This window comes from Rhodanobacter sp. BL-MT-08, assembly GCF_054161255.1.
This window is the reverse complement of record NZ_CP167872.1, coordinates 2,719,592-2,737,120: the sequence shown is the minus strand read 5'-3', so window position 1 is coordinate 2,737,120 and position 17,529 is coordinate 2,719,592. Positions and strand designations below refer to the sequence as shown.

At 64.4% G+C, this 17,529-nt stretch carries 19 protein-coding genes; 17 read left to right on the top strand and 2 right to left on the bottom strand.

Annotation, left to right across the window (positions count from 1 at the left end; translation table 11 throughout):
- Positions 1-80 precede the first annotated feature (80 nt).
- Positions 81-680 carry a Maf family protein gene (locus tag ACDK93_RS12115; protein WP_458068904.1) on the bottom strand — a complete coding sequence of 200 codons (600 nt, stop codon included), beginning with the start codon at positions 678-680 and terminating at the stop codon, positions 81-83.
- Entirely contained in the window at positions 677-1,129 is a 453-nt protein-coding gene (locus tag ACDK93_RS12110; protein ID WP_458068903.1) for a hypothetical protein, read from the bottom strand. Before ACDK93_RS12110 ends, ACDK93_RS12115 begins: the two co-directional genes overlap by 4 nt.
- 188 nt (positions 1,130-1,317) lie before the next feature.
- Here ACDK93_RS12110 and ACDK93_RS12105 point away from each other — a divergent pair, with 188 nt between their 5' ends.
- From ACDK93_RS12105 to ACDK93_RS12025, 17 genes are all read left to right on the top strand, one after another.
- Positions 1,318-1,797 carry a YceD family protein gene (locus tag ACDK93_RS12105; protein ID WP_458072446.1) on the top strand — a complete coding sequence of 160 codons (480 nt, stop codon included), beginning with the start codon at positions 1,318-1,320 and terminating at the stop codon, positions 1,795-1,797.
- Between the two features lie 80 nt (positions 1,798-1,877).
- Positions 1,878-2,072, top strand: coding sequence for a 50S ribosomal protein L32 (gene rpmF, locus ACDK93_RS12100; RefSeq protein ID WP_179481653.1), 195 nt, complete (start codon positions 1,878-1,880; stop codon positions 2,070-2,072).
- Between the two features lie 162 nt (positions 2,073-2,234).
- Positions 2,235-3,209, top strand: coding sequence for a beta-ketoacyl-ACP synthase III (locus ACDK93_RS12095; RefSeq protein ID WP_458068902.1), 975 nt, complete (start codon positions 2,235-2,237; stop codon positions 3,207-3,209).
- A 147-nt stretch (positions 3,210-3,356) separates the two neighbouring features.
- Complete coding sequence (gene fabD / locus ACDK93_RS12090; protein WP_458068901.1) at positions 3,357-4,304, top strand: ACP S-malonyltransferase; 948 nt, start codon at positions 3,357-3,359, stop codon at positions 4,302-4,304.
- Between the two features lie 55 nt (positions 4,305-4,359).
- A complete protein-coding gene (gene fabG / locus ACDK93_RS12085) occupies positions 4,360-5,103 on the top strand; it encodes a 3-oxoacyl-ACP reductase FabG (protein ID WP_458068899.1) in 744 nt (247 codons plus the stop codon).
- A 195-nt stretch (positions 5,104-5,298) separates the two neighbouring features.
- Positions 5,299-5,538, top strand: coding sequence for an acyl carrier protein (acpP, locus tag ACDK93_RS12080; protein WP_007805185.1), 240 nt, complete (start codon positions 5,299-5,301; stop codon positions 5,536-5,538).
- Between the two features lie 235 nt (positions 5,539-5,773).
- Positions 5,774-7,012, top strand: coding sequence for a beta-ketoacyl-ACP synthase II (gene fabF, locus ACDK93_RS12075; RefSeq protein WP_458068898.1), 1,239 nt, complete (start codon positions 5,774-5,776; stop codon positions 7,010-7,012).
- A 2-nt stretch (positions 7,013-7,014) separates the two neighbouring features.
- Positions 7,015-8,379 carry an aminodeoxychorismate synthase component I gene (locus tag ACDK93_RS12070; protein WP_458068897.1) on the top strand — a complete coding sequence of 455 codons (1,365 nt, stop codon included), beginning with the start codon at positions 7,015-7,017 and terminating at the stop codon, positions 8,377-8,379.
- A complete protein-coding gene (pabC, locus tag ACDK93_RS12065) occupies positions 8,379-9,206 on the top strand; it encodes an aminodeoxychorismate lyase (protein ID WP_458068896.1) in 828 nt (275 codons plus the stop codon). Before ACDK93_RS12070 ends, pabC begins: the two co-directional genes overlap by 1 nt.
- Complete coding sequence (gene mltG / locus ACDK93_RS12060; RefSeq protein ID WP_458068895.1) at positions 9,203-10,240, top strand: endolytic transglycosylase MltG; 1,038 nt, start codon at positions 9,203-9,205, stop codon at positions 10,238-10,240. Before pabC ends, mltG begins: the two co-directional genes overlap by 4 nt.
- A complete protein-coding gene (gene tmk / locus ACDK93_RS12055; protein WP_458068893.1) occupies positions 10,237-10,893 on the top strand; it encodes a dTMP kinase in 657 nt (218 codons plus the stop codon). Before mltG ends, tmk begins: the two co-directional genes overlap by 4 nt.
- A complete protein-coding gene (holB, locus tag ACDK93_RS12050; RefSeq protein ID WP_458068891.1) occupies positions 10,890-11,825 on the top strand; it encodes a DNA polymerase III subunit delta' in 936 nt (311 codons plus the stop codon). The genes tmk and holB overlap by 4 nt, the downstream gene beginning before the upstream one ends.
- Positions 11,816-12,784, top strand: coding sequence for a PIG-L deacetylase family protein (locus ACDK93_RS12045; protein ID WP_458068889.1), 969 nt, complete (start codon positions 11,816-11,818; stop codon positions 12,782-12,784). The genes holB and ACDK93_RS12045 overlap by 10 nt, the downstream gene beginning before the upstream one ends.
- A 200-nt stretch (positions 12,785-12,984) precedes the next feature.
- Positions 12,985-15,870 carry a bifunctional diguanylate cyclase/phosphodiesterase gene (locus ACDK93_RS12040; RefSeq protein WP_458068887.1) on the top strand — a complete coding sequence of 962 codons (2,886 nt, stop codon included), beginning with the start codon at positions 12,985-12,987 and terminating at the stop codon, positions 15,868-15,870.
- Between the two features lie 132 nt (positions 15,871-16,002).
- Positions 16,003-16,362 (top strand): PilZ domain-containing protein, encoded by a 360-nt coding sequence (locus ACDK93_RS12035; RefSeq protein WP_458072444.1) that lies wholly within the window; start codon positions 16,003-16,005, stop codon positions 16,360-16,362.
- Positions 16,363-16,620: 258 nt separating this feature from the next.
- Positions 16,621-16,977 (top strand): NADH-quinone oxidoreductase subunit A, encoded by a 357-nt coding sequence (ndhC, locus tag ACDK93_RS12030; protein ID WP_179481633.1) that lies wholly within the window; start codon positions 16,621-16,623, stop codon positions 16,975-16,977.
- Positions 16,968-17,525 carry a NuoB/complex I 20 kDa subunit family protein gene (locus tag ACDK93_RS12025; protein ID WP_179481631.1) on the top strand — a complete coding sequence of 186 codons (558 nt, stop codon included), beginning with the start codon at positions 16,968-16,970 and terminating at the stop codon, positions 17,523-17,525. Before ndhC ends, ACDK93_RS12025 begins: the two co-directional genes overlap by 10 nt.
- The last annotated feature ends 4 nt before the right edge of the window (positions 17,526-17,529 follow it).

The window sequence follows — 17,529 nt, the reverse complement described above, 5'->3', positions numbered from 1 at the left end:
TTTTGCCCGGATGCCTGGAGCGTGCGACGAAATGCGCGAGCTAAGCTCATAACCAGAATGCTGCGGCGTCGCTAAGCGTGTTACGGGAGAGCAACCGCGCATTGGCGCAACAGTCGCGCCAGCGCGATCAGCGGCAGTCCGATCAACGCGCTGGGATCCTGATTGTCGATGCGCTCGAACAGGCTGATGCCCAATCCTTCGCATTTGAAGCTGCCGGCGCAGTCGAGCGGCCTTTCGCGCGCGATGTACCGCTCGATCTCTGCCCGCTCGATATGGCGAAAGTGCACACTGGTCAGATCCAGGTGCATGTGCTCGCGGCCGTCGCGCGTATCGAGCAGACAAAGGGCTGTGTGGAATCGTACGATGCGGCCGGAGCTCAAGGTCAACTGACGGCAGGCGTTTTCGACGCTGCCGGGCTTGTCCAGCGTCGATCCATCGAGTTCGGCCACCTGATCCGAGCCGATGATCAGCGCGTTTTGCATGCCGGCGCCTGCCGCTCGCGCTTTTTCTGCGGCCAACCTCAGCGCCCGTGCGCCGGCCGCTTCGCCGGCCAGCGTGGTCTCATCGGTGCCCGGCGCCCGCTGCTCGAAGTTGCTGACCAGCCGCTGGAGAAGCTCAGCGCGGTAGCGTGACGTGGAGCCAAGCACGATGCTTGGGAGGTTTGCCCGAGCGCTGCTCATGCTTCAGGCTCCCGCCGGATGTGCTCGCGCATCGCGCTGTTGAGATCGCGTTGGGCCTGGCTCAGCGCCTGCAGCAGCGGTTGTAGGCGGTTGCGGGCGGCTGTCATTGACAGTGAAGCCTCGTCCAGCTCACGCTGGCTGGCTCGGGGCGAGCGGTCACGAATCCAGAGCCGCTGTTGCAAAAGGGCGCGCAGGCCGGCGTCGATGGCGTTTTGCGCGTCCTGTTCACTGGCTGCCGGCAGATCCGGATTGAGCGACATCACCGCATGCGCCTGCTGCAGGCCGCTGCGACAAGTCTTTAGGTCGACTTCGAGCCGGTCGGCCAGATCGAGCAGATGCTGAAGGCTGACGGTGCGTTTTCCCTGGCGGCGGCGTGAAAGTACCATCCAGGCCCCGGCAGCGGCAAGAAAAACGGCGATGGCGGCTGCGCCGAGCGTCAAATCGGACATTCACGAAACTCTGGCTCGGCTGCAATGCCACGCAGTTTGCCGCATAGCGGTCGGGTAGGGCAAAATATCTGGCTGATTCAGCGAATTAAGCCCGCTTTTGAACCGTATCAGTTGACTTAAGCGCGCCGGAAACCTAACATTTGCGGATTATGTCCGTGACGCTGCCAGAGTCCGTGGACGCTTGGCGCATGGTTTCGGCGCGGCGTTCGTTTGAAGGAACGCTACCTATCGCGGCCCTCGCACGACTGTGTGAGGCGTTATCGTCGAGCGATGGCGTCGTCGAATACGGCATGGATTTTGGTCGCGACAGCCTCGGCATCAGCTACGTCGACGTTCGTGCGAGGGCATCGCTGAATGTGGTTTGCCAGCGTTCGCTCGAGCCGTTTGCCTTGCCGGTGGTTGTGAATGCGCGCCTGGGCTTGATCAAGCATGAGCGCGACGAAGCGGGTTTACCGCCCGAGTGCGAGCCGCTGCTGGTTGCTGACGATGGCCGGATGAGTCTGGCCGATGTCATTGAAGATGAATTGTTGTTGGCGCTGCCGCTGGTGCCGGTCAATCCGGACAGCACGCTGCCTGACGAAGTGACAGGCCATGAATCGGAAGAGGAATCTTCCGGAGAGGGGCGTTCGGAGAATCCGTTTGCGGTGTTGCGCGAACTGAAGAAGTAACTAAGAAATAGCCACCGGCCCGGGTCGTCGATCCAGGTCACGTTGATTCAGACCACTCAAGTTCCTGTTGGAGAAATGCCATGGCAGTTGCCAAGAGCCGCCGTACCCCGTCCACCCGCGGCATGCGTCGTTCGCACGACTCGCTGAAGACCGTGCAGCTGTCCACCGATCCGACCAGCGGCGAGGTGCATCTGCGCCATCACGTCACCAAGGACGGCTACTACCGTGGCAAGAAAGTGATCGAAACCAAGGGTGCGGTGTCGGTCGACGATTGATGGTGCGTCGGGAGTCCTACCCGATTCCCGATGTTGTCCATTAGGCGAGACGGCGCGTTAACGCGCCGTTTTGCGTTTCTACCCGGTGGAAAGTAACGTGGCGTGGTTGATATCGATGCGGCCGTGTTGCGCGATACCCGAGCTTTGGTTGATGGATAAACGATGACCCAGATCTACTCCCGCATTATCGCGACCGGCAGCGCCCTGCCCGAGCGCGTGGTAACCAACGCCGATCTGGAAAAGATCGTCGACACGAGTGACGAGTGGATACGCACGCGCACCGGCATTCGCCAGCGCCATATTGCGGCTGATGGCCAGACCACCGGTGACCTCGCTTTCGACGCCGCGCAGCGCGCGCTGGAAGCCGCTGGCGTCAAGGCGTCCGAGCTCGATCTAATTGTGCTGGGAACCACCACGCCCGACCTGATTTTTCCATCGACCGCCTGCCTGGTGCAGCATCGCCTCGGCGCCAACGGCTGCGCCGCGTTCGACGTCAACGCGGCCTGTTCGGGCTTTGTCTACGCGCTGGGCGTGGCCGACAAGTTCATCAAGAGCGGGGCGTCCAAAAAGGTGCTGGTGATCGGCGCCGAAACGCTGACCCGCATGGTCGACTGGACCGAGCGCGAAACCTGCGTGCTGTTTGGTGACGGCGCCGGCGCCGTGGTGCTGGAAGCGTCTAGCGAACCGGGCATTTACGCCACCTGCCTGCACGCCGACGGCGGCCACAAGAATCTTCTGTACAACCCGGTCGGCGTATCGGTCGGGTTTACCGACGAGCCGAACCACGGCGTGCGCATTCGCATGGCCGGCCGCGAAGTGTTCAAGGTCGCGGTGAAAACGCTCGATTCGCTGGTCGACGAAACCCTGCAGGCCGCGGGCATGCACGAGTCGGACATCGACTGGCTGATTCCGCACCAGGCCAATCTGCGCATTATCGAAGCCACCGCCAAGCGTCTGAAGATGTCGATGGACCGCGTGATTGTCACGGTCGACCAGCACGCCAATACGTCGTCCGGTTCGGTGCCGCTGGCGCTGGATCATGCGGTGCGTTCGGGCAAGGTGCAGCGCGGCCAGAATCTGCTGCTGGAGGCATTTGGCGGCGGCTTTACCTGGGCTTCCGCGCTGCTGCGTTATTGAAGACGACTGCGCCGTCAGTCCGTGTCGCTTATCGATGCCGCCTCAGGGCGGCATCGTTGTGTTTTGCTCTTGGATAGCCGGATACAGCTGCGTATGGCGGCAGATGCTGGCACCATGGTGGTTTTCCCGAACGAATTCGCCTGACTCATGAACACAAAGTCCGCCTCGCTCGCGTTTGTTTTCCCCGGCCAGGGTTCGCAGTCGGTTGGCATGCTGGCCGAACTGGCCGCCGCGCACCCGGAAGTGCAGGCAACGTTTGAAGAGGCCTCGCAAGGCGCAGGCCTGGATCTGTGGAGCCTTGCCGCGCAGGGACCCGAAGATCAGCTCAACCGCACCGAAAACACCCAGCCGGCCCTCCTGGCTGCCAGCGTGGCGGTGTGGCGGGTATGGCAGAAGCTCGGTGGCGCACAGCCGGCGCAGCTCTCGGGCCACAGCCTCGGCGAATACAGCGCCCTGGTCTGTGCCAACGCGCTGTCGCTGCACGATGCCGCCGCGCTGGTGGCCGAGCGCGGTCGCCTGATGCAAGCGGCGGTGCCGGCAGGCGTCGGCGCCATGGCCGCCATCCTCGGCGGTGACGATGCGCAAATTGCGGCCGTGTGCGAAGAGGTCGCGCAGGGCCAGGTCGTCTCGCCGGCGAACTTCAATTCGCCGGGTCAGCTGGTGATTGCCGGCAATGCCGAGGCGGTCGATCGGGCGCTGGCGCGACTGGCCGAGCTGGGCGTAAAGAAGGCCATCAAGCTGGCCGTGTCGGTGCCTTCGCACTGCGCGCTGATGCGCGATGCGGCCGATCGTCTGGGTGAGCGGATGGCGTCGATCTCATGGCAGCTGCCCTCGATTCCGGTCGTGCAGAATGCCGATGCCAAGACCTATGCCACGGTCGACGATATTTGCACCGCGCTGCAGCGCCAGCTGTACCTGCCTGTGCGCTGGACGCAGTGTGTGCAGGCGCTGGCCAGCGGCGGCGCCACGCGCATTGCCGAATGCGGCCCGGGCAAGGTATTGACCGGCCTGATCAAGCGTATCGACAAGACCCTCGAAGCGCGCGCGATCGGTACGCCTGCCGACATCGATACGGCCGTAGCTGAATGGATCTGACCGCGTACGGGTTTTTCATTCTCAAATTTCACTCCGCGAATATCAGGACACATCGATGAGCCATACCCTGCAAGGTGAAGTCGCGCTGGTGACCGGCGCCAGTCGCGGCATCGGCGCCGCCATCGCCGACGAGCTGGCTGCCATGGGCGCCACAGTGATCGGCACGGCGACCAGCGAAAGCGGCGCCGTAGCCATCGGCGCGCGTCTGGCCGCCAGCGGCGGGCACGGCCGCGTGTTGAACGTCACCGACAGCGCCGCGGTCGAGGCGCTGATCGACGGCATCGGCAAGGAGTTCGGCTCGATCTCGATTCTCGTCAACAACGCCGGCATTACCCGCGATCAGCTGCTGATGCGCATGCGCGAAGAAGACTGGAACGTGATCCTCGATACCAACCTCAGCTCGGTCTATCGCACGTCGAAGGCGGTGATGCGCGGCATGATGAAGGCGCGCAAGGGCCGCATCATTTCGATCGCCTCGGTGATCGGGCTGACCGGCAATCCGGGTCAGTCCAATTACGCGGCGGCCAAGGCCGGCATCATCGCGTTCTCCAAATCGCTGGCGCGCGAGATCGGCTCGCGTGGCATCACGGTGAACGTAGTGGCGCCCGGTTTCATCGACACCGACATGACCAAGGCGCTACCCGAAGAGTCGAAGCAGGCGCTGCTCGGTCAGATTGCGCTGGGTCGGCTTGGTGAGGTCGCGGATATCGCCAAGGCGGTCGGCTTTCTGGCCTCGCCCGCGGCGGCATACATCACCGGCGAAACCCTTCACGTCAATGGCGGCATGTATATGCCGTAGGCTCTGCGGGCCAGGTGGTCGCCAGCGGCCACGTTTTAGGCGACAATTACGCCTTCGCGATGGCCGAGTTGGCTGTCGTCACGTATCACCGGCACATCGTGGCGGCTTCACGGCGAAGCCACTACAATGCCGCCGGGCTTGTGCAGGCACTCGCCTGCATGAACAAACAACTACTCCTTGAGAGGTATGGGCAACATGAGCACCATCGAAGAGCGCGTCAAGAAAATCGTCATCGAACAGCTGGGCGTAAAGGAAGATGAAGTCACGGCGAACGCGTCGTTCGTAGATGATCTGGGCGCTGATTCGCTCGATACGGTGGAACTGGTCATGGCACTCGAGGAAGAGTTCGAGACCGAGATTCCAGACGAAGATGCCGAGAAGATCACCACCGTGCAGCAGGCTGTGGATTACATCAAGGCCCACTCCAAGGATTGATCGATCCGACATGGGTCGCATCGGAGACAGGCAGCGCTGTTGCCCGTTCGCCGATCCGGCCACATCGAACACTGCGCCTCTCCCGGCGCAGTTTTCATTTCTGCATTTTGTAACGTCCGACCCCGTATGGTCCGCGCTGCGTCTGCGTTGCCGCTGACGACGTAGCTATAGGCAGCCTATCGCCAATGCGCCGATTGGCAACCAAGGCGGATGACGGATTACCAAGGAACACAGCATGAGCAAGCGTCGAGTAGTAGTCACTGGCATGGGCATCATTTCCCCGGTTGGCAACGACATCGCCAGCGCATGGGATCGCGTCGTCAAGGGGATCAGCGGCATCGTCCCGGTGACGCATTTCGATGCTTCTGCCTACGCCACCCGCATCGCCGGTCAGGTCAGCGACTTTGATCCAGCCCAGTGGATGGCGGCGAAAGACGTCAAGAAGATGGACCCGTTCATCCACTACGGTGTGGCCGCTGGCACGCAGGCGCTGAAGGATTCCGGGCTGGAAATCACCGAGGCCAACGCGCCGCGTATCGGTGTGGCGGTAGGCGCCGGCATCGGGGGGCTTTACACGATCGAAGCCACCACGCTTGATCTTGCCGCCAAAGGTCCGCGCAAGGTCTCGCCGTTTTACGTGCCCAGCTCGATCATCAACATGGTGTCCGGCCAGCTGTCGATCATGTTTGGCCTGAAGGGTCCGAATATCGCCTGCGTTACGGCCTGCACCACGGGCTCGCACAACATCGGTCTGGCCGCGCGAATGATCCAGTACGGCGACGCCGATGCGATGATTGCGGGCGGCACCGAATTTGCCACCACCGGAACGGCCATGGCGGGCTTCTGCTCGGCCAAGGCCATGTCCACCCGCAACGACGAGCCGACCAAGGCGAGCCGTCCGTGGGACAAGGACCGCGACGGCTTCGTGCTGTCCGACGGCGCCGGCGTGCTGATGCTTGAAGAATACGAACACGCCAAGGCGCGCGGCGCCCGCATCTACGCCGAGCTGGTCGGCTTCGGTATGAGCGGCGATGCCTTCCACATGACCGCGCCGAGCGAAGGTGGAGAAGGCGCGGCGCGCTGTATGCAAACCGCATTGAACGATGCTGGCCTCAACGCGTCCGACGTGCAGTATGTGAACGCGCACGGCACCTCGACGCCGCTGGGCGATCTGGGCGAAGTGATGGCGGCAAAAACGGTCTTTGGCGACCACGCCTACAAGCTGGCGATGAGTTCGACCAAGTCCACCACCGGGCATCTGCTTGGCGCGGCCGGTGGCGTCGAGGCGATCTTCTCGATCCTCGCGCTGCGCGATCAGGTGCTGCCGCCGACGATCAATCTCGACGAGCCCAGCGAAGGCTGCGATCTGGACTTCGTGCCGAACACGGCGCGCGAGGCCAAGATCGACGTGGCGATTTCCAACTCGTTCGGCTTCGGTGGCACCAACGGCACGCTGGCATTCCGCCGCGTCTGAGCGTGGACAAGCATGGTCCGGCGCTCAGCCGGCGAGTTCTCGGCGGCCGGCGCGATCTACTCGCGCCGGCCGGCGCCTTTCCGGCGCGCTATCCCTGCCTGCTCGAAAGCGTGGTGCGCGGCACGGCGCAGTCGCGTTACGACATCCTGTTTGCGTTTCCGCGTGAGGCGCTGACGCTGCGTGCCGATGGCACCGTGCGTGATGGGGCAGGGCAGGTTGTTGCCGGTGCCTTTCTCGACGCGCTCGATGCTGCGTGGAAAGCGGAGCGCGTTGCGCACGCCGAAGATGATCAGCTGCCGTTTCACGGCGGTTGGGTGCTGTTGCTGGCTTATGAACTTGCCGGTGACATCGAGCCGCGCCTGCGGCTGCGTCCGCCGTCGGTTCTACCCGTGGCCTTGGCCGTTCGCTGTCCTGCGGCGGTCGTCGTGGATCATGTTCGCGACTGCACGTTTCTCATCGCCGAAGCGGGTGACGAAAGCCTGCTCGATCAGCTCGAGGCCGACCTCGCCGCGGCGCCGCTGATTCCTGCGCTGCCGCCGTTGAAAGCATGGCGCGAGGATGCTCCCGAGCTGTTTCTCACCGGCGTGGAACGCATCCACGAGTACCTCCGCTCGGGCGACATTTTTCAGGTGAATCTCTCGCGCGCCTGGCAGGCGCAGTACGTCGAAGCGACTTCGCCCGCATCGCTTTACGCTCAACTGCGGCAAGCCAATCCCGCGCCGTTCGCCGGCTTGCTGCAGCAGCCTGACTGGGCGGTGGTGAGTTCATCGCCAGAGCGGCTGGTGGAAGTGCGTCAGGGTCTGGCGCAGACCCGACCGATTGCGGGCACGCGTGCGAGATTGCCCGGCGATGACGACGACGAGCGCATCCGCGAACTCACCGCCCATCCGAAAGAGCGCGCCGAGCACGTGATGCTGATCGACCTGGAGCGCAACGACCTGGGCCGCGTTTGCGTGCCCGGCACGGTCGATGTGGACGAGCTGATGGCGGTGGAGAGTTATGCCCACGTTCACCACATCGTCTCCAATGTGCGAGGCCGACTGCGCGCCGAGGTCACGCCCGGCGAAGTCATCGCCGCCACGTTTCCGGGCGGTACGATCACCGGCTGCCCGAAGGTACGCTGCATGGAAATCATCGCCGAACTGGAAGACGCGCCGCGCGGCGCCTACACCGGCGCACTGGGATATCTCGACCGCAGCGGCGACCTCGATCTGAATATCCTGATCCGCACGCTGACGCTGGTCGGTGACCGCGTCAGCCTGCGCGCCGGTGCCGGCATCGTGGCCGATTCCATTGCCGAGCTCGAGCTCGACGAAACCGGCGCCAAGGCGCGAGGACTGCTTCGTGCGCTGGGAGTGCCGGACTGATGGCTGCGACCATGCTTGTCAACGGTTCTGCCGAGGGCATCATTTCTCCGCTGGACCGCGGCCTTGCCTACGGCGACGGGCTATTCGAAAGCGTCCGCTTCATCGGAACGAAAGCGCCGCTTTGGCAGCGGCATATACAGCGACTCGACGAAAGCTGCCGGCGTTTGCACATTCCAGCACCCGATGCGGCGCAGCTGTGGGAAGAGGCCATCTCGGTTTCGCGCGATCTGACGCACGCCGTCGTGCGCATCACGCTGACTCGCGGCGTGGGCGAGCGCGGTTATGCGCCGCCGGTATCGCCGTCGGTGACACGCATCGTTGCGGCTTTCGCAGCGCCTGTCGTGCCAGCAGAAATTTATGCGGAGGGCGTGCGTATCCGCGTCTGCGAGATGCGTCTGGCGCAGCAGCCATTACTCGCCGGCATCAAACATCTCAATCGGCTGGAACAGGTGCTGGCGCGCGCTGAGTGGAGCGATCCGGCGATTGCCGAGGGACTGCTCTGCGCCAGTGATGGTCGGGTCGTCTGCGCCACGATGGCCAATCTTTTTGCCGTCATCGACGGTGCGCTGCTGACGCCATCGGTGGATCACTGCGGCGTCGCCGGCGTCGCCCGCGCCGAGGTCTTACAGGCATTCCCGCAAACGCATATCAGCGACATTCCTCTCGACGTGCTGCGGGGAGCCAAGGAAATTTTTCTAAGCTCCAGCGTGCGGGGCATTGTGCCGGTAAGCTTGCTCGGCGATCGGGTCTATGCGCCGGGTACCATCACCCGCGAAGTTCAGCAGCACTGGCACACACTGGGGTTTTCGATGGAGCAGGCAGGATGAGCCGCAGGGCGATAAAAGGCGGCGCGTTGACGAAGTTGCTGTGGACGATCGTGCTGCTGATCATCGTTGGCGGCGTGGCTTTCGGCGCCTACGATTACAGTCGTTTTACCAGCGCGCCGCTGCATGTCACGGCATCGGGCGAGAGCATCGATATCGCGCGCGGCACGGGTTTCCGCAATATCGTGACCGACCTGCAGCAGCGCGGTGTGAGCGATGCCAACGGACTTTACTGGCGGCTGCTGGCCGAGCAGATGCGCGTAGCGGGCAAACTGCACGCCGGCGAATATGCCATCGATGTGGGTATGACGCCGCGCCAGCTGCTGGCCAATATGTCCGCCGGCAAGGTGCTGCAGCGTAATTTCACCATCGTCGACGGCTGGACCTTTGCCGAACTGCGCCAGGCACTGGGCAATGCTGACAAACTCAGGCACGACAGCGTGGGGTTGGACGACGCCACTGTCATGCGGAAAATCGGTGCGGCCGGCGAAGCGCCCGAGGGCCGCTTTCTGCCGGAGACGTATGCCTACGTCAAAGGCGACAGCGATCTGGATATCCTCAAGCGTGCGCACGGCGCGATGAGCAAGATGCTCGCTATGCTGTGGCCGCTGCGTGACAAGGATCTGCCGCTGGCCACGCCGTACGATGCGCTGATCCTGGCCTCGATCGTGGAAAAGGAAACCGGTCGGGCCGATGAGCGTCCGCGCATCGCCGGCGTCTTCGTGCGGCGGCTGGAAAGCCACATGATGCTGCAGACCGATCCCAGCGTGATCTACGGCATGGGCGCGCAGTACACCGGCAATATCCACAAGACCGATCTCGCCACCGATACGCCGTACAACACGTATACCCGCGCCGGCCTGCCGCCGACGCCGATCGCCCTGCCGGGCAAGCCCGCGCTGCAAGCCGCGCTGCATCCTGCGGCGGGCAACGAGCTGTATTTTGTCGCTCGCGGCGACGGCGGGCATGTGTTCGCCAGCACGCTCGAAGCGCACAATCGCAACGTCGACTGCTACCAGCGGAAGCATTGCCAGTGAGCGCGGCAGCACAAGCCACAAAGCGTGGGAAATTCATCAGCCTCGAAGGCGGCGAGGGCGCGGGCAAAAGCACCTTGCTGGCCGGCCTGCGCACAAGCATTGAGCAACGTGGGTTCACGCTGGTGCTGACGCGCGAACCCGGCGGCACGCAGCTGGGCGAGGCGGCGCGCGCCATCGTGCTCGATCCGTCACAGCGTGGCCTGACGGCCGAAGCGGAGCTGCTGCTGATGTTCGCCTCACGCGCGCAACTGGTGCGCGAGGTGATTGCTCCCGCGCTCGAGGCCGGGCAGTGGGTGCTGTGCGATCGATTCGCCGACGCCAGTTACGCGTATCAGGGCGGTGGGCGCGGCCAGCCGGTCGAGCGCATCGCGGAACTCGAGCGCTGGGCCTGCGCCGGGCTGAAGCCCGACCTGACGCTGCTGCTCGATCTGCCCGTGGCGACCGGCCGCGCTCGCGCCGCCGGTCGCGGTGAAGCCGATCGCATCGAAGTCGAGGCGGACGCGTTTTTCGAGCGCATTCGTTCCACCTATCGCGAACGGGCGACGGCCGAGCCGGATCGCTTTCGCGTGCTCGATGCCAGCCAGTCGCCGGCCGACGTGCTGAGAGCGGCTACTCAGGCCATCGCCGAATTATTTGCAGGTCGGCCGTTATGAGCGCCTTACCGTGGCATGCCGAGCACTGGTCGCGTCTGCAGTCGCGCCGTCAGCGCGATGCGCTGCCGCATGCGCTGCTGGTCTGCGGCGCTGCAGGTCTGGGCAAGCGCGAGTTCGTGCAGCGTTTCGTCAACGCGCTGTTGTGCGAGCAGCCGGTCGATGGCGACGCCTGCGGCCACTGCCGTCGCTGCCTGCTGCTGGCAGCGGGCAGTCATCCGGATCTGATCGAGTTGAGTTTCGGCCTGCGCAAGGACGGCGTGCAGCGCAGCGAAATCGTGGTGGACCAGATTCGCGATCTGTCGGCCCGGCTGGCCATGAGCAGCCAGTTCGGCGGCTGGCAGGTGGCGTTGATCGATCCAGCCGACGCGATGAATCCGGCCGCCGGCAACGCGCTGCTGAAAACGCTGGAGGAGCCGTCCCCGCAGACCATGCTGATCCTGATCGCGGATGCGCCGTGGCGTTTGCCGCAAACCATTCGCAGCCGCTGCCAGCGCATCGAATTTCATCTGCCCGACGCCGCCGAAGCGCTGGCCTGGCTGCAGGCGCAGGGCATTCGCGACGCGGCCGGGGCGCTGGCGGCGGCGGGCGGCAATCCCGGTCTGGCCAGCGCGTGGGCGCAGGAAGGTGCGCTGGATCGCCGGCTCGAAGTGCGCAAGGATCTGGCCGCGCTGGCGGCTGGTCGCGGTCAGCCGATGGAAGTGGTCAGGCGCTGGCTGGACGACGAGCCGGCCCAGCGGCTGTGGTTTGCCGCGCAGGCCGCGGCCGATGAAATCCGCGCCAAGGTCACGGACAAATCCGGCCCGCTCACCAGCGCGTTGAGCGCTGAGGCGCTGGATCAGTGGTTCAACGCGGTCAACCGCACGCGGGAAAGCCTGCGCGGTCCGCTGCGCGCCGACCTGCTGCTGCTGGAGCTGCTGGCGCAATGGCGTTGACGGCCGCGGCCGTCAACATGCATCCATCCTCTTCCACGCTGAAGCTACCGGCCTTTTCCGCGCAGACCCGCCTGCTCGTGATCGCGCCGCATCCGGATGACGAGACGATCGCCAACGGCGCGCTGATCCAGCGCGTCCGCGCCGCCGGTGGCGAAGTGAAACTCGTGCTGTTGACCGCGGGCGAAAACAATCCCTGGCCGCAGCGCTGGCTGGAGCGGCGACTTTGGATTGACGCGGCCGACCGGCAGCGCTGGGGGCGGCGCCGTCGTATTGAACTGGGTCAGGCGCTGCAGCAGCTGGACGTTCCACTTGCCGCGCTGCAAACGCTGGACTGGCCGGACATGGGCGTGACCGACGTTGTGCTGGGCTCTCCCGCGCGCGCTGTTGAAGAGCTGGCCGCGGCCATGCGTGCGTTTTGTCCCGACATCGTTGCCATGCCGTCGATCGACGATCGTCACCCGGACCACGGCTCCGCTTATGTGCTGACCCGGCTGGCCTTGGCCTCGCTTCCCGATGCGCCTCTGCAGCTGGCTTATCTCATCCACGGACACAGCGCACACGAGCACGTTGTTGATATGAGCGGGACGCCCGAACAGTCGGCCACCAAACTGCAGGCGCTGAACGCGCATCGGAGCCAGATGGCGTTGAGCCGCCGCCGCATGCGCCGGCTGGCCGGCCGCGCCGAACGGTATGCGCCGGTTTTGCCGGCGCCGCCGCCACGCGACGTGCTTCCCTGGCAGCCGCCGGCGTGGCTGCGGCCGTCGCTGCGCCTCAGTGTGGTGGATCAGTCGGGTGCGCAGACCTGGCCGTGGTCGCAGGCGCCGCTGCGGCGCGACAATGAGGGCAGGTTTCACCTGGAGCTGCCCACTGCGGGCGCCGTCGGTCCGCGTTTCGCTCGACTGGCGTGCGCGCTCCCCTCGCTGTGGATCTTCGACCGCTGGGGCTGGTGCGAACTCTGAGAGCGGGGCGGATCGGCGCGGCCCTTGCATCGGCTGGGCGACAGCGCTAGCTTCGCTGGAGGGGAAACGACCATGCCGATGTTGGGGACCAGCGCAGAACTGCTGAGGGCATCGTCCGGACCGAAAAGAATGCCGCCGATCTGTTCGCCCTGTGGGCTTATGGCAGGTGGACGGATTCCGCTTACCGGCTGGCAACCTGCATGCGTACATCGGATCAGAACCCGCGACTGGTTGGCCCCGGGCTGAAACCTCGGGACGTATCGGGCGAAAGCCGTTATGCGGCGCTTTCCGATCTCGGCCAACTGCTGCTGCGCTCGCTCGATCCTGCGGTGCTGTACGAAGCGGTGATCGAGGTGCTGGAGCGGCGCATCGGCGCGCGTCTGGTCATGGTCGGCGAGGTCGATCGCGCCGGCGGCTGGTTTCGGCGCATAGCGCCGGCGCGGGTCCCGGCGGGGATGGAGGATATTTATCCCGAGCGGCTGCCGTTTGCCGTTGCGTTGCCTTCGTTCTGGGAGGGCACGCCGCAGCTGGAAGCCGATATTGCGCATATGTCGGGCATGGAAGGCTTTCGCCATGCGTTCAAGCGCCATGGCGTCACTTCGTCGATCGCGGTACCCGTACTGATGTTCGGTGAAGTGCGGGCCGGTCTGGTGATACGGTCGTCCGACGCCGATTTTTTCTCGCCGGCCATGATCGATCTGCTGCAGCAGGCCGCGGCGAGTATCGGGCTCGGGCTGGAGGCGTATCAGCAGCGTATGCGTCTGCTGGAGTCGGTGCGCGAAGAGGCGCGCCAGCGGCAGGCGCTGCGGCTGCTCAGTGAAATGATCAAGCTGGTATCGCGCAGCAGGGATGAGCTGCAGCTGCTGGCTGACGCCTGCGATCTGGCCGGAGACATCGGCAGCTACGCTTTGGCATGGATCGGATTGTCGGATGATGCGAGCGAATCGGGCATCCAGTGGCAAGCGCGCCATGGCTTCAGTCGCTGCGACGCGACGGAGCCCGTGGTCTTGGCGCGGGTTGAGGGTCACGCCGCCGCAGTCGCACTGCTGGCGCGGCGGGCAGGTGAGCCGCGGGTTTCGTATCCGTCGTCTGCGGGACTCCACGAAGGCCCCGCTGACGATCATACGATGCCGCTGCGCGCACTCCTGGCGCTGCCGCTAAGGGTGGATGACGTGATCGTCGGTGCATTCGTCATCGGCACCACCGACGCTGGTGCGTTCAGCGCCACGGAACTGCAGGTGTTTGCGGAAATGGGCGTCGAACTGGGTCTGGGTCTGCAGATTCAGCGCGCGCGCGCAGCGCGTCTCGCGGCAGAGCGCGAGCTGCGCTTCAGCCTGCAGCATTTCCGCATGATTCTCTCGCACCAGCACTCGGGCATTCTGGTGATCTCCGAAGAAGGGCGGGTGATGTTCGCCAATGAGGCCTTCTGCAGGCTTTACGGTTTCGAGAAGACGCCGGCCGAGCTGGAGAACCAGACTTCGAGCGTAATTTTTGAACGCCTCACAGACGCATATCAGGATCCTGACGCGGAGTTTCTGCGGCTCAGGGAGATCCTCCACCGTGGCGTCGCAATCAAGGATGAGGAAGTGCACATGCGCGACGGGCGCATTCTGCTGCGCGACTTCACACCGATCTATATCGACGGCGTTCGCCACGGGCGCATCTGGAATCAGCGCGATGTCACCTCGCAGAAAATCCAGCAGGCCAGCGTTCACCGCCTGGCGTTTTACGACGTGGTCACCGGGCTGCCCAATCGACGACTGCTGTTCGATCTGCTTGAAAAAGAGCGGGTCAGCGCGCGCCAGCATGGGTCGCTGCTGGCGATCGGCGTGCTGGATCTGGATCGCTTTAAAAGCGTCAACGACACGATCGGACATGACGGCGGCGACCAGGTGCTGGTGGAGGCCTCGGCACGGGTACGTGGCCTGTTGCGCCCGGTCGACGTGCTGGCGCGGTTCGGTGGCGATGAGTTTGCGCTGATGATTCCCGGGCTGGACAGCAGGGAGCAGCTCGACGCGATCAGCCGCTGCATCCTGCAGTCGCTGCGGCTGCCGTTCCACTGCAGCGGCGAGCAGTTGCACCTGTCGGCCAGCATTGGCTGGACGCTTTTTCCGCTCGACCCGGCCGATGCCGAAGGGCTGGTACGCCACGCCGATCTGGCCATGTACGCGGCCAAACAGCAGGGCAAGGATCGCGGCGCGCTGTACGAGCCGGCGATGGAGCTGGAGCAGCTGCGCCTGCAGGCCATGCGCGAACGCGTCGCCCAGGCGCTGGTGCAGTCGAGACTGCGGCTGCTGTTTCAGCCGATCGTCTATGTGGATGGTCTTGCCGGTCCGCAGGGCGTGGCCGGCATGGAGGCGCTGATCCGTTTGTACGACGATGAGCTGGGCCTGATCGAACCGGCCAACTTTACTCACGCACTCGACGACCCGCAGCTGGCTCGGCCCATCGGCCGCTTCGTCTTGAGCGAGGCGTTCAAGCACTGTCGGGACTGGCTGCGGCGAGGCGTATCGATGCCGGTATCGGTGAACATCAGCACGCGGCATCTGCTGCATCCGGCGTTCTTCAGCGATATCGATGTGGCGCTGGATGCGTATCCTGAGGTGATGGACGTGGGCTTCGGCATCGAGATCACCGAAACGGGCCCAAGCATGGATCACGCGCAGGCGACTGTGGTGATCGAGGAGTGCCGTCGCCGCGGCATCCGCGTGGGGCTGGACGACTTCGGCACCGGCAGCGCATCGCTGAGCCATATCCAGCAGCTCGACATCGAACATATCAAGCTCGACCAGCGGTTCGTGCGCGATATCCTCAGCGACGACCGCAATATGGCGATCGCTGCCGGTGTGATCACCACGGCCCGCATGCTGGCCAAGTCGGTGATTGCCGAAGGCGTCGAGTCGTCGGAAGAGGGTGACGTGCTGGCGTCGCTGGGCTGCCATCAGCTGCAGGGATTTTCCATTTCGCGTCCGATGCCGGGCGAGTCGGTACCCCGATGGGTGGCTGGCTGGCTGCCGCCGCTTTCGTGGAGTCAACTGGCCGGCGAGCGCCAGTCGCTGCTGGATGGTCGTCAGCCCGGCGCCTGATGCGCGATCGAAGCCGCGGGCGTGCACACGGCCACGGCGGTTGTGCGCCGCCGCCGCGGTGGTGCGATGGGAGCGCAGCCTTTATGATCGAGCCATCGATTGGTTGATGCGTTCGACCGGCAGGAGTCAAGTATGAAACCCGTGGTGACCGCTGCCCGACAGGGCATCATCTCGTTGAAGATCAAAGATGCACCCTCGCTCTACAACGCCTATATGCCGTTCCTGAAGAACGGCGGCCTGTTCGCCCCGACGGCGCAACATTATGCGTTGGGCGACGAGGTGGTTTTGCTGGTGACGCTGGCCGAGGAAACCGAGCGGCTTTCGGTGGTCGGCAAAGTGGTATGGATCAGCCCGCTTGGTGCACAGGGAAATCGCACGGCTGGTATTGGCGTGCACTTCAACGAATCCGGCGACGCCGAAGCGGCGCGCAGCCGCATCGAAAATATTCTCGCCGGTACGCTGACCTCGGATCGCGCGACGCACACGATGTAATCGTGCCGCCGGGACGGCCGTGTCGACCTGCGGTCAATCGGCACGTTGCGCTCATTAGTGCTTGTCGTAGTACCCGTACGCGCTGGTACAATACCGAGGTTCGCGGACCCGTTCTTCGCGAAACGTCAGATGCTTCGGGCCCCGTGCCTGCAGGCTTGGCTGATCAGCTCCCCGCTGCATTGGCCTGACGACCCCAAAGCCGCCAGACCGTTTCCCCGCGGTCACTGATGCGCCTCACGGCGCGGAGGTAGTTGCATCGTGATTGCCGAATATTGGCCCGTTCTGTTGTTCATCGCCGTGGCCATCGGCCTGGGCCTGGCGCTTCTCGCCATCGGCCTGCTGGCAGGTCCGAGCCGTCCGGGCGCTGAAAAGCTGGCGCCGTACGAGTGCGGCTTCGAGGCGTTCGAGGACGCCCGCATGCAGTTCGACGTGCGCTATTACCTGCTGGCCATTCTCTTCATCATTTTCGATCTGGAAATCGCCTTCCTGTTTCCGTGGGCGGTGGTGTTTCAGAAGATCGGCGCCGTGGCGCTGATCGAGATGGCGCTGTTCCTGCTGCTGCTGGTGATCGGTTTCGCTTACGTCTGGAAGAAAGGGGCGCTTGAATGGGAATGAGCAATTCCATCAGCCGGGTGATGCATAACCCGGAGCCGCTGAATCTGGTCGACGATATTCTTCGGCCGGCCGGTGACAATCCTATCGTCCAGCGCGGCTTCGCCACCACCAGCGTGGATGCGCTGATGAACTGGGCGCGCACCGGTTCGATGTGGCCGATGACCTTCGGCTTGGCCTGCTGCGCGGTAGAGATGATGCACGCCGGTGCGGCGCGTCTGGATCTGGATCGCTACGGCGTGATCTTCCGCCCCAGCCCGCGCCAGTCCGACGTGATGATTGTGGCCGGCACCCTGGTCAACAAGATGGCCCCCGCGCTGCGCAAGGTCTACGACCAGATGCCGGAGCCGAAGTGGGTGATCTCGATGGGCAGCTGCGCCAACGGCGGCGGCTACTACCACTACTCGTATTCGGTGGTGCGCGGCTGCGACCGCATCGTGCCGGTGGACATCTACGTGCCGGGCTGCCCGCCGACGGCCGAAGCGTTGATCCACGGCATTCTGCAGCTGCAGAAAAAAATTCGTCGCACCAGCACCATCGCGCGTTCGTAAGAGG

Bases quoted from the DNA above. Each gene is read 5' to 3' on its own strand.
- fabG (WP_458068899.1), top strand. From the start codon at position 4,360: ATGAGCCATACCCTGCAAGGTGAAGTCGCGCTGGTGACCGGCGCCAGT.
- ACDK93_RS12095 (WP_458068902.1), top strand. From the start codon at position 2,235: ATGACCCAGATCTACTCCCGCATTATCGCGACCGGCAGCGCCCTGCCC.
- fabF (WP_458068898.1), top strand. From the start codon at position 5,774: ATGAGCAAGCGTCGAGTAGTAGTCACTGGCATGGGCATCATTTCCCCG.
- ACDK93_RS12110 (WP_458068903.1), bottom strand. From the start codon at position 1,129: ATGTCCGATTTGACGCTCGGCGCAGCCGCCATCGCCGTTTTTCTTGCC.
- ACDK93_RS12115 (WP_458068904.1), bottom strand. From the start codon at position 680: ATGAGCAGCGCTCGGGCAAACCTCCCAAGCATCGTGCTTGGCTCCACG.
- ACDK93_RS12035 (WP_458072444.1), top strand. From the start codon at position 16,003: ATGAAACCCGTGGTGACCGCTGCCCGACAGGGCATCATCTCGTTGAAG.
- ACDK93_RS12040 (WP_458068887.1), top strand. From the start codon at position 12,985: ATGCGTACATCGGATCAGAACCCGCGACTGGTTGGCCCCGGGCTGAAA.
- fabD (WP_458068901.1), top strand. From the start codon at position 3,357: ATGAACACAAAGTCCGCCTCGCTCGCGTTTGTTTTCCCCGGCCAGGGT.
- pabC (WP_458068896.1), top strand. From the start codon at position 8,379: ATGGCTGCGACCATGCTTGTCAACGGTTCTGCCGAGGGCATCATTTCT.
- acpP (WP_007805185.1), top strand. From the start codon at position 5,299: ATGAGCACCATCGAAGAGCGCGTCAAGAAAATCGTCATCGAACAGCTG.
- ACDK93_RS12105 (WP_458072446.1), top strand. From the start codon at position 1,318: ATGGTTTCGGCGCGGCGTTCGTTTGAAGGAACGCTACCTATCGCGGCC.
- mltG (WP_458068895.1), top strand. From the start codon at position 9,203: ATGAGCCGCAGGGCGATAAAAGGCGGCGCGTTGACGAAGTTGCTGTGG.
- rpmF (WP_179481653.1), top strand. From the start codon at position 1,878: ATGGCAGTTGCCAAGAGCCGCCGTACCCCGTCCACCCGCGGCATGCGT.
- holB (WP_458068891.1), top strand. From the start codon at position 10,890: ATGAGCGCCTTACCGTGGCATGCCGAGCACTGGTCGCGTCTGCAGTCG.
- ACDK93_RS12025 (WP_179481631.1), top strand. From the start codon at position 16,968: ATGGGAATGAGCAATTCCATCAGCCGGGTGATGCATAACCCGGAGCCG.
- ACDK93_RS12045 (WP_458068889.1), top strand. From the start codon at position 11,816: ATGGCGTTGACGGCCGCGGCCGTCAACATGCATCCATCCTCTTCCACG.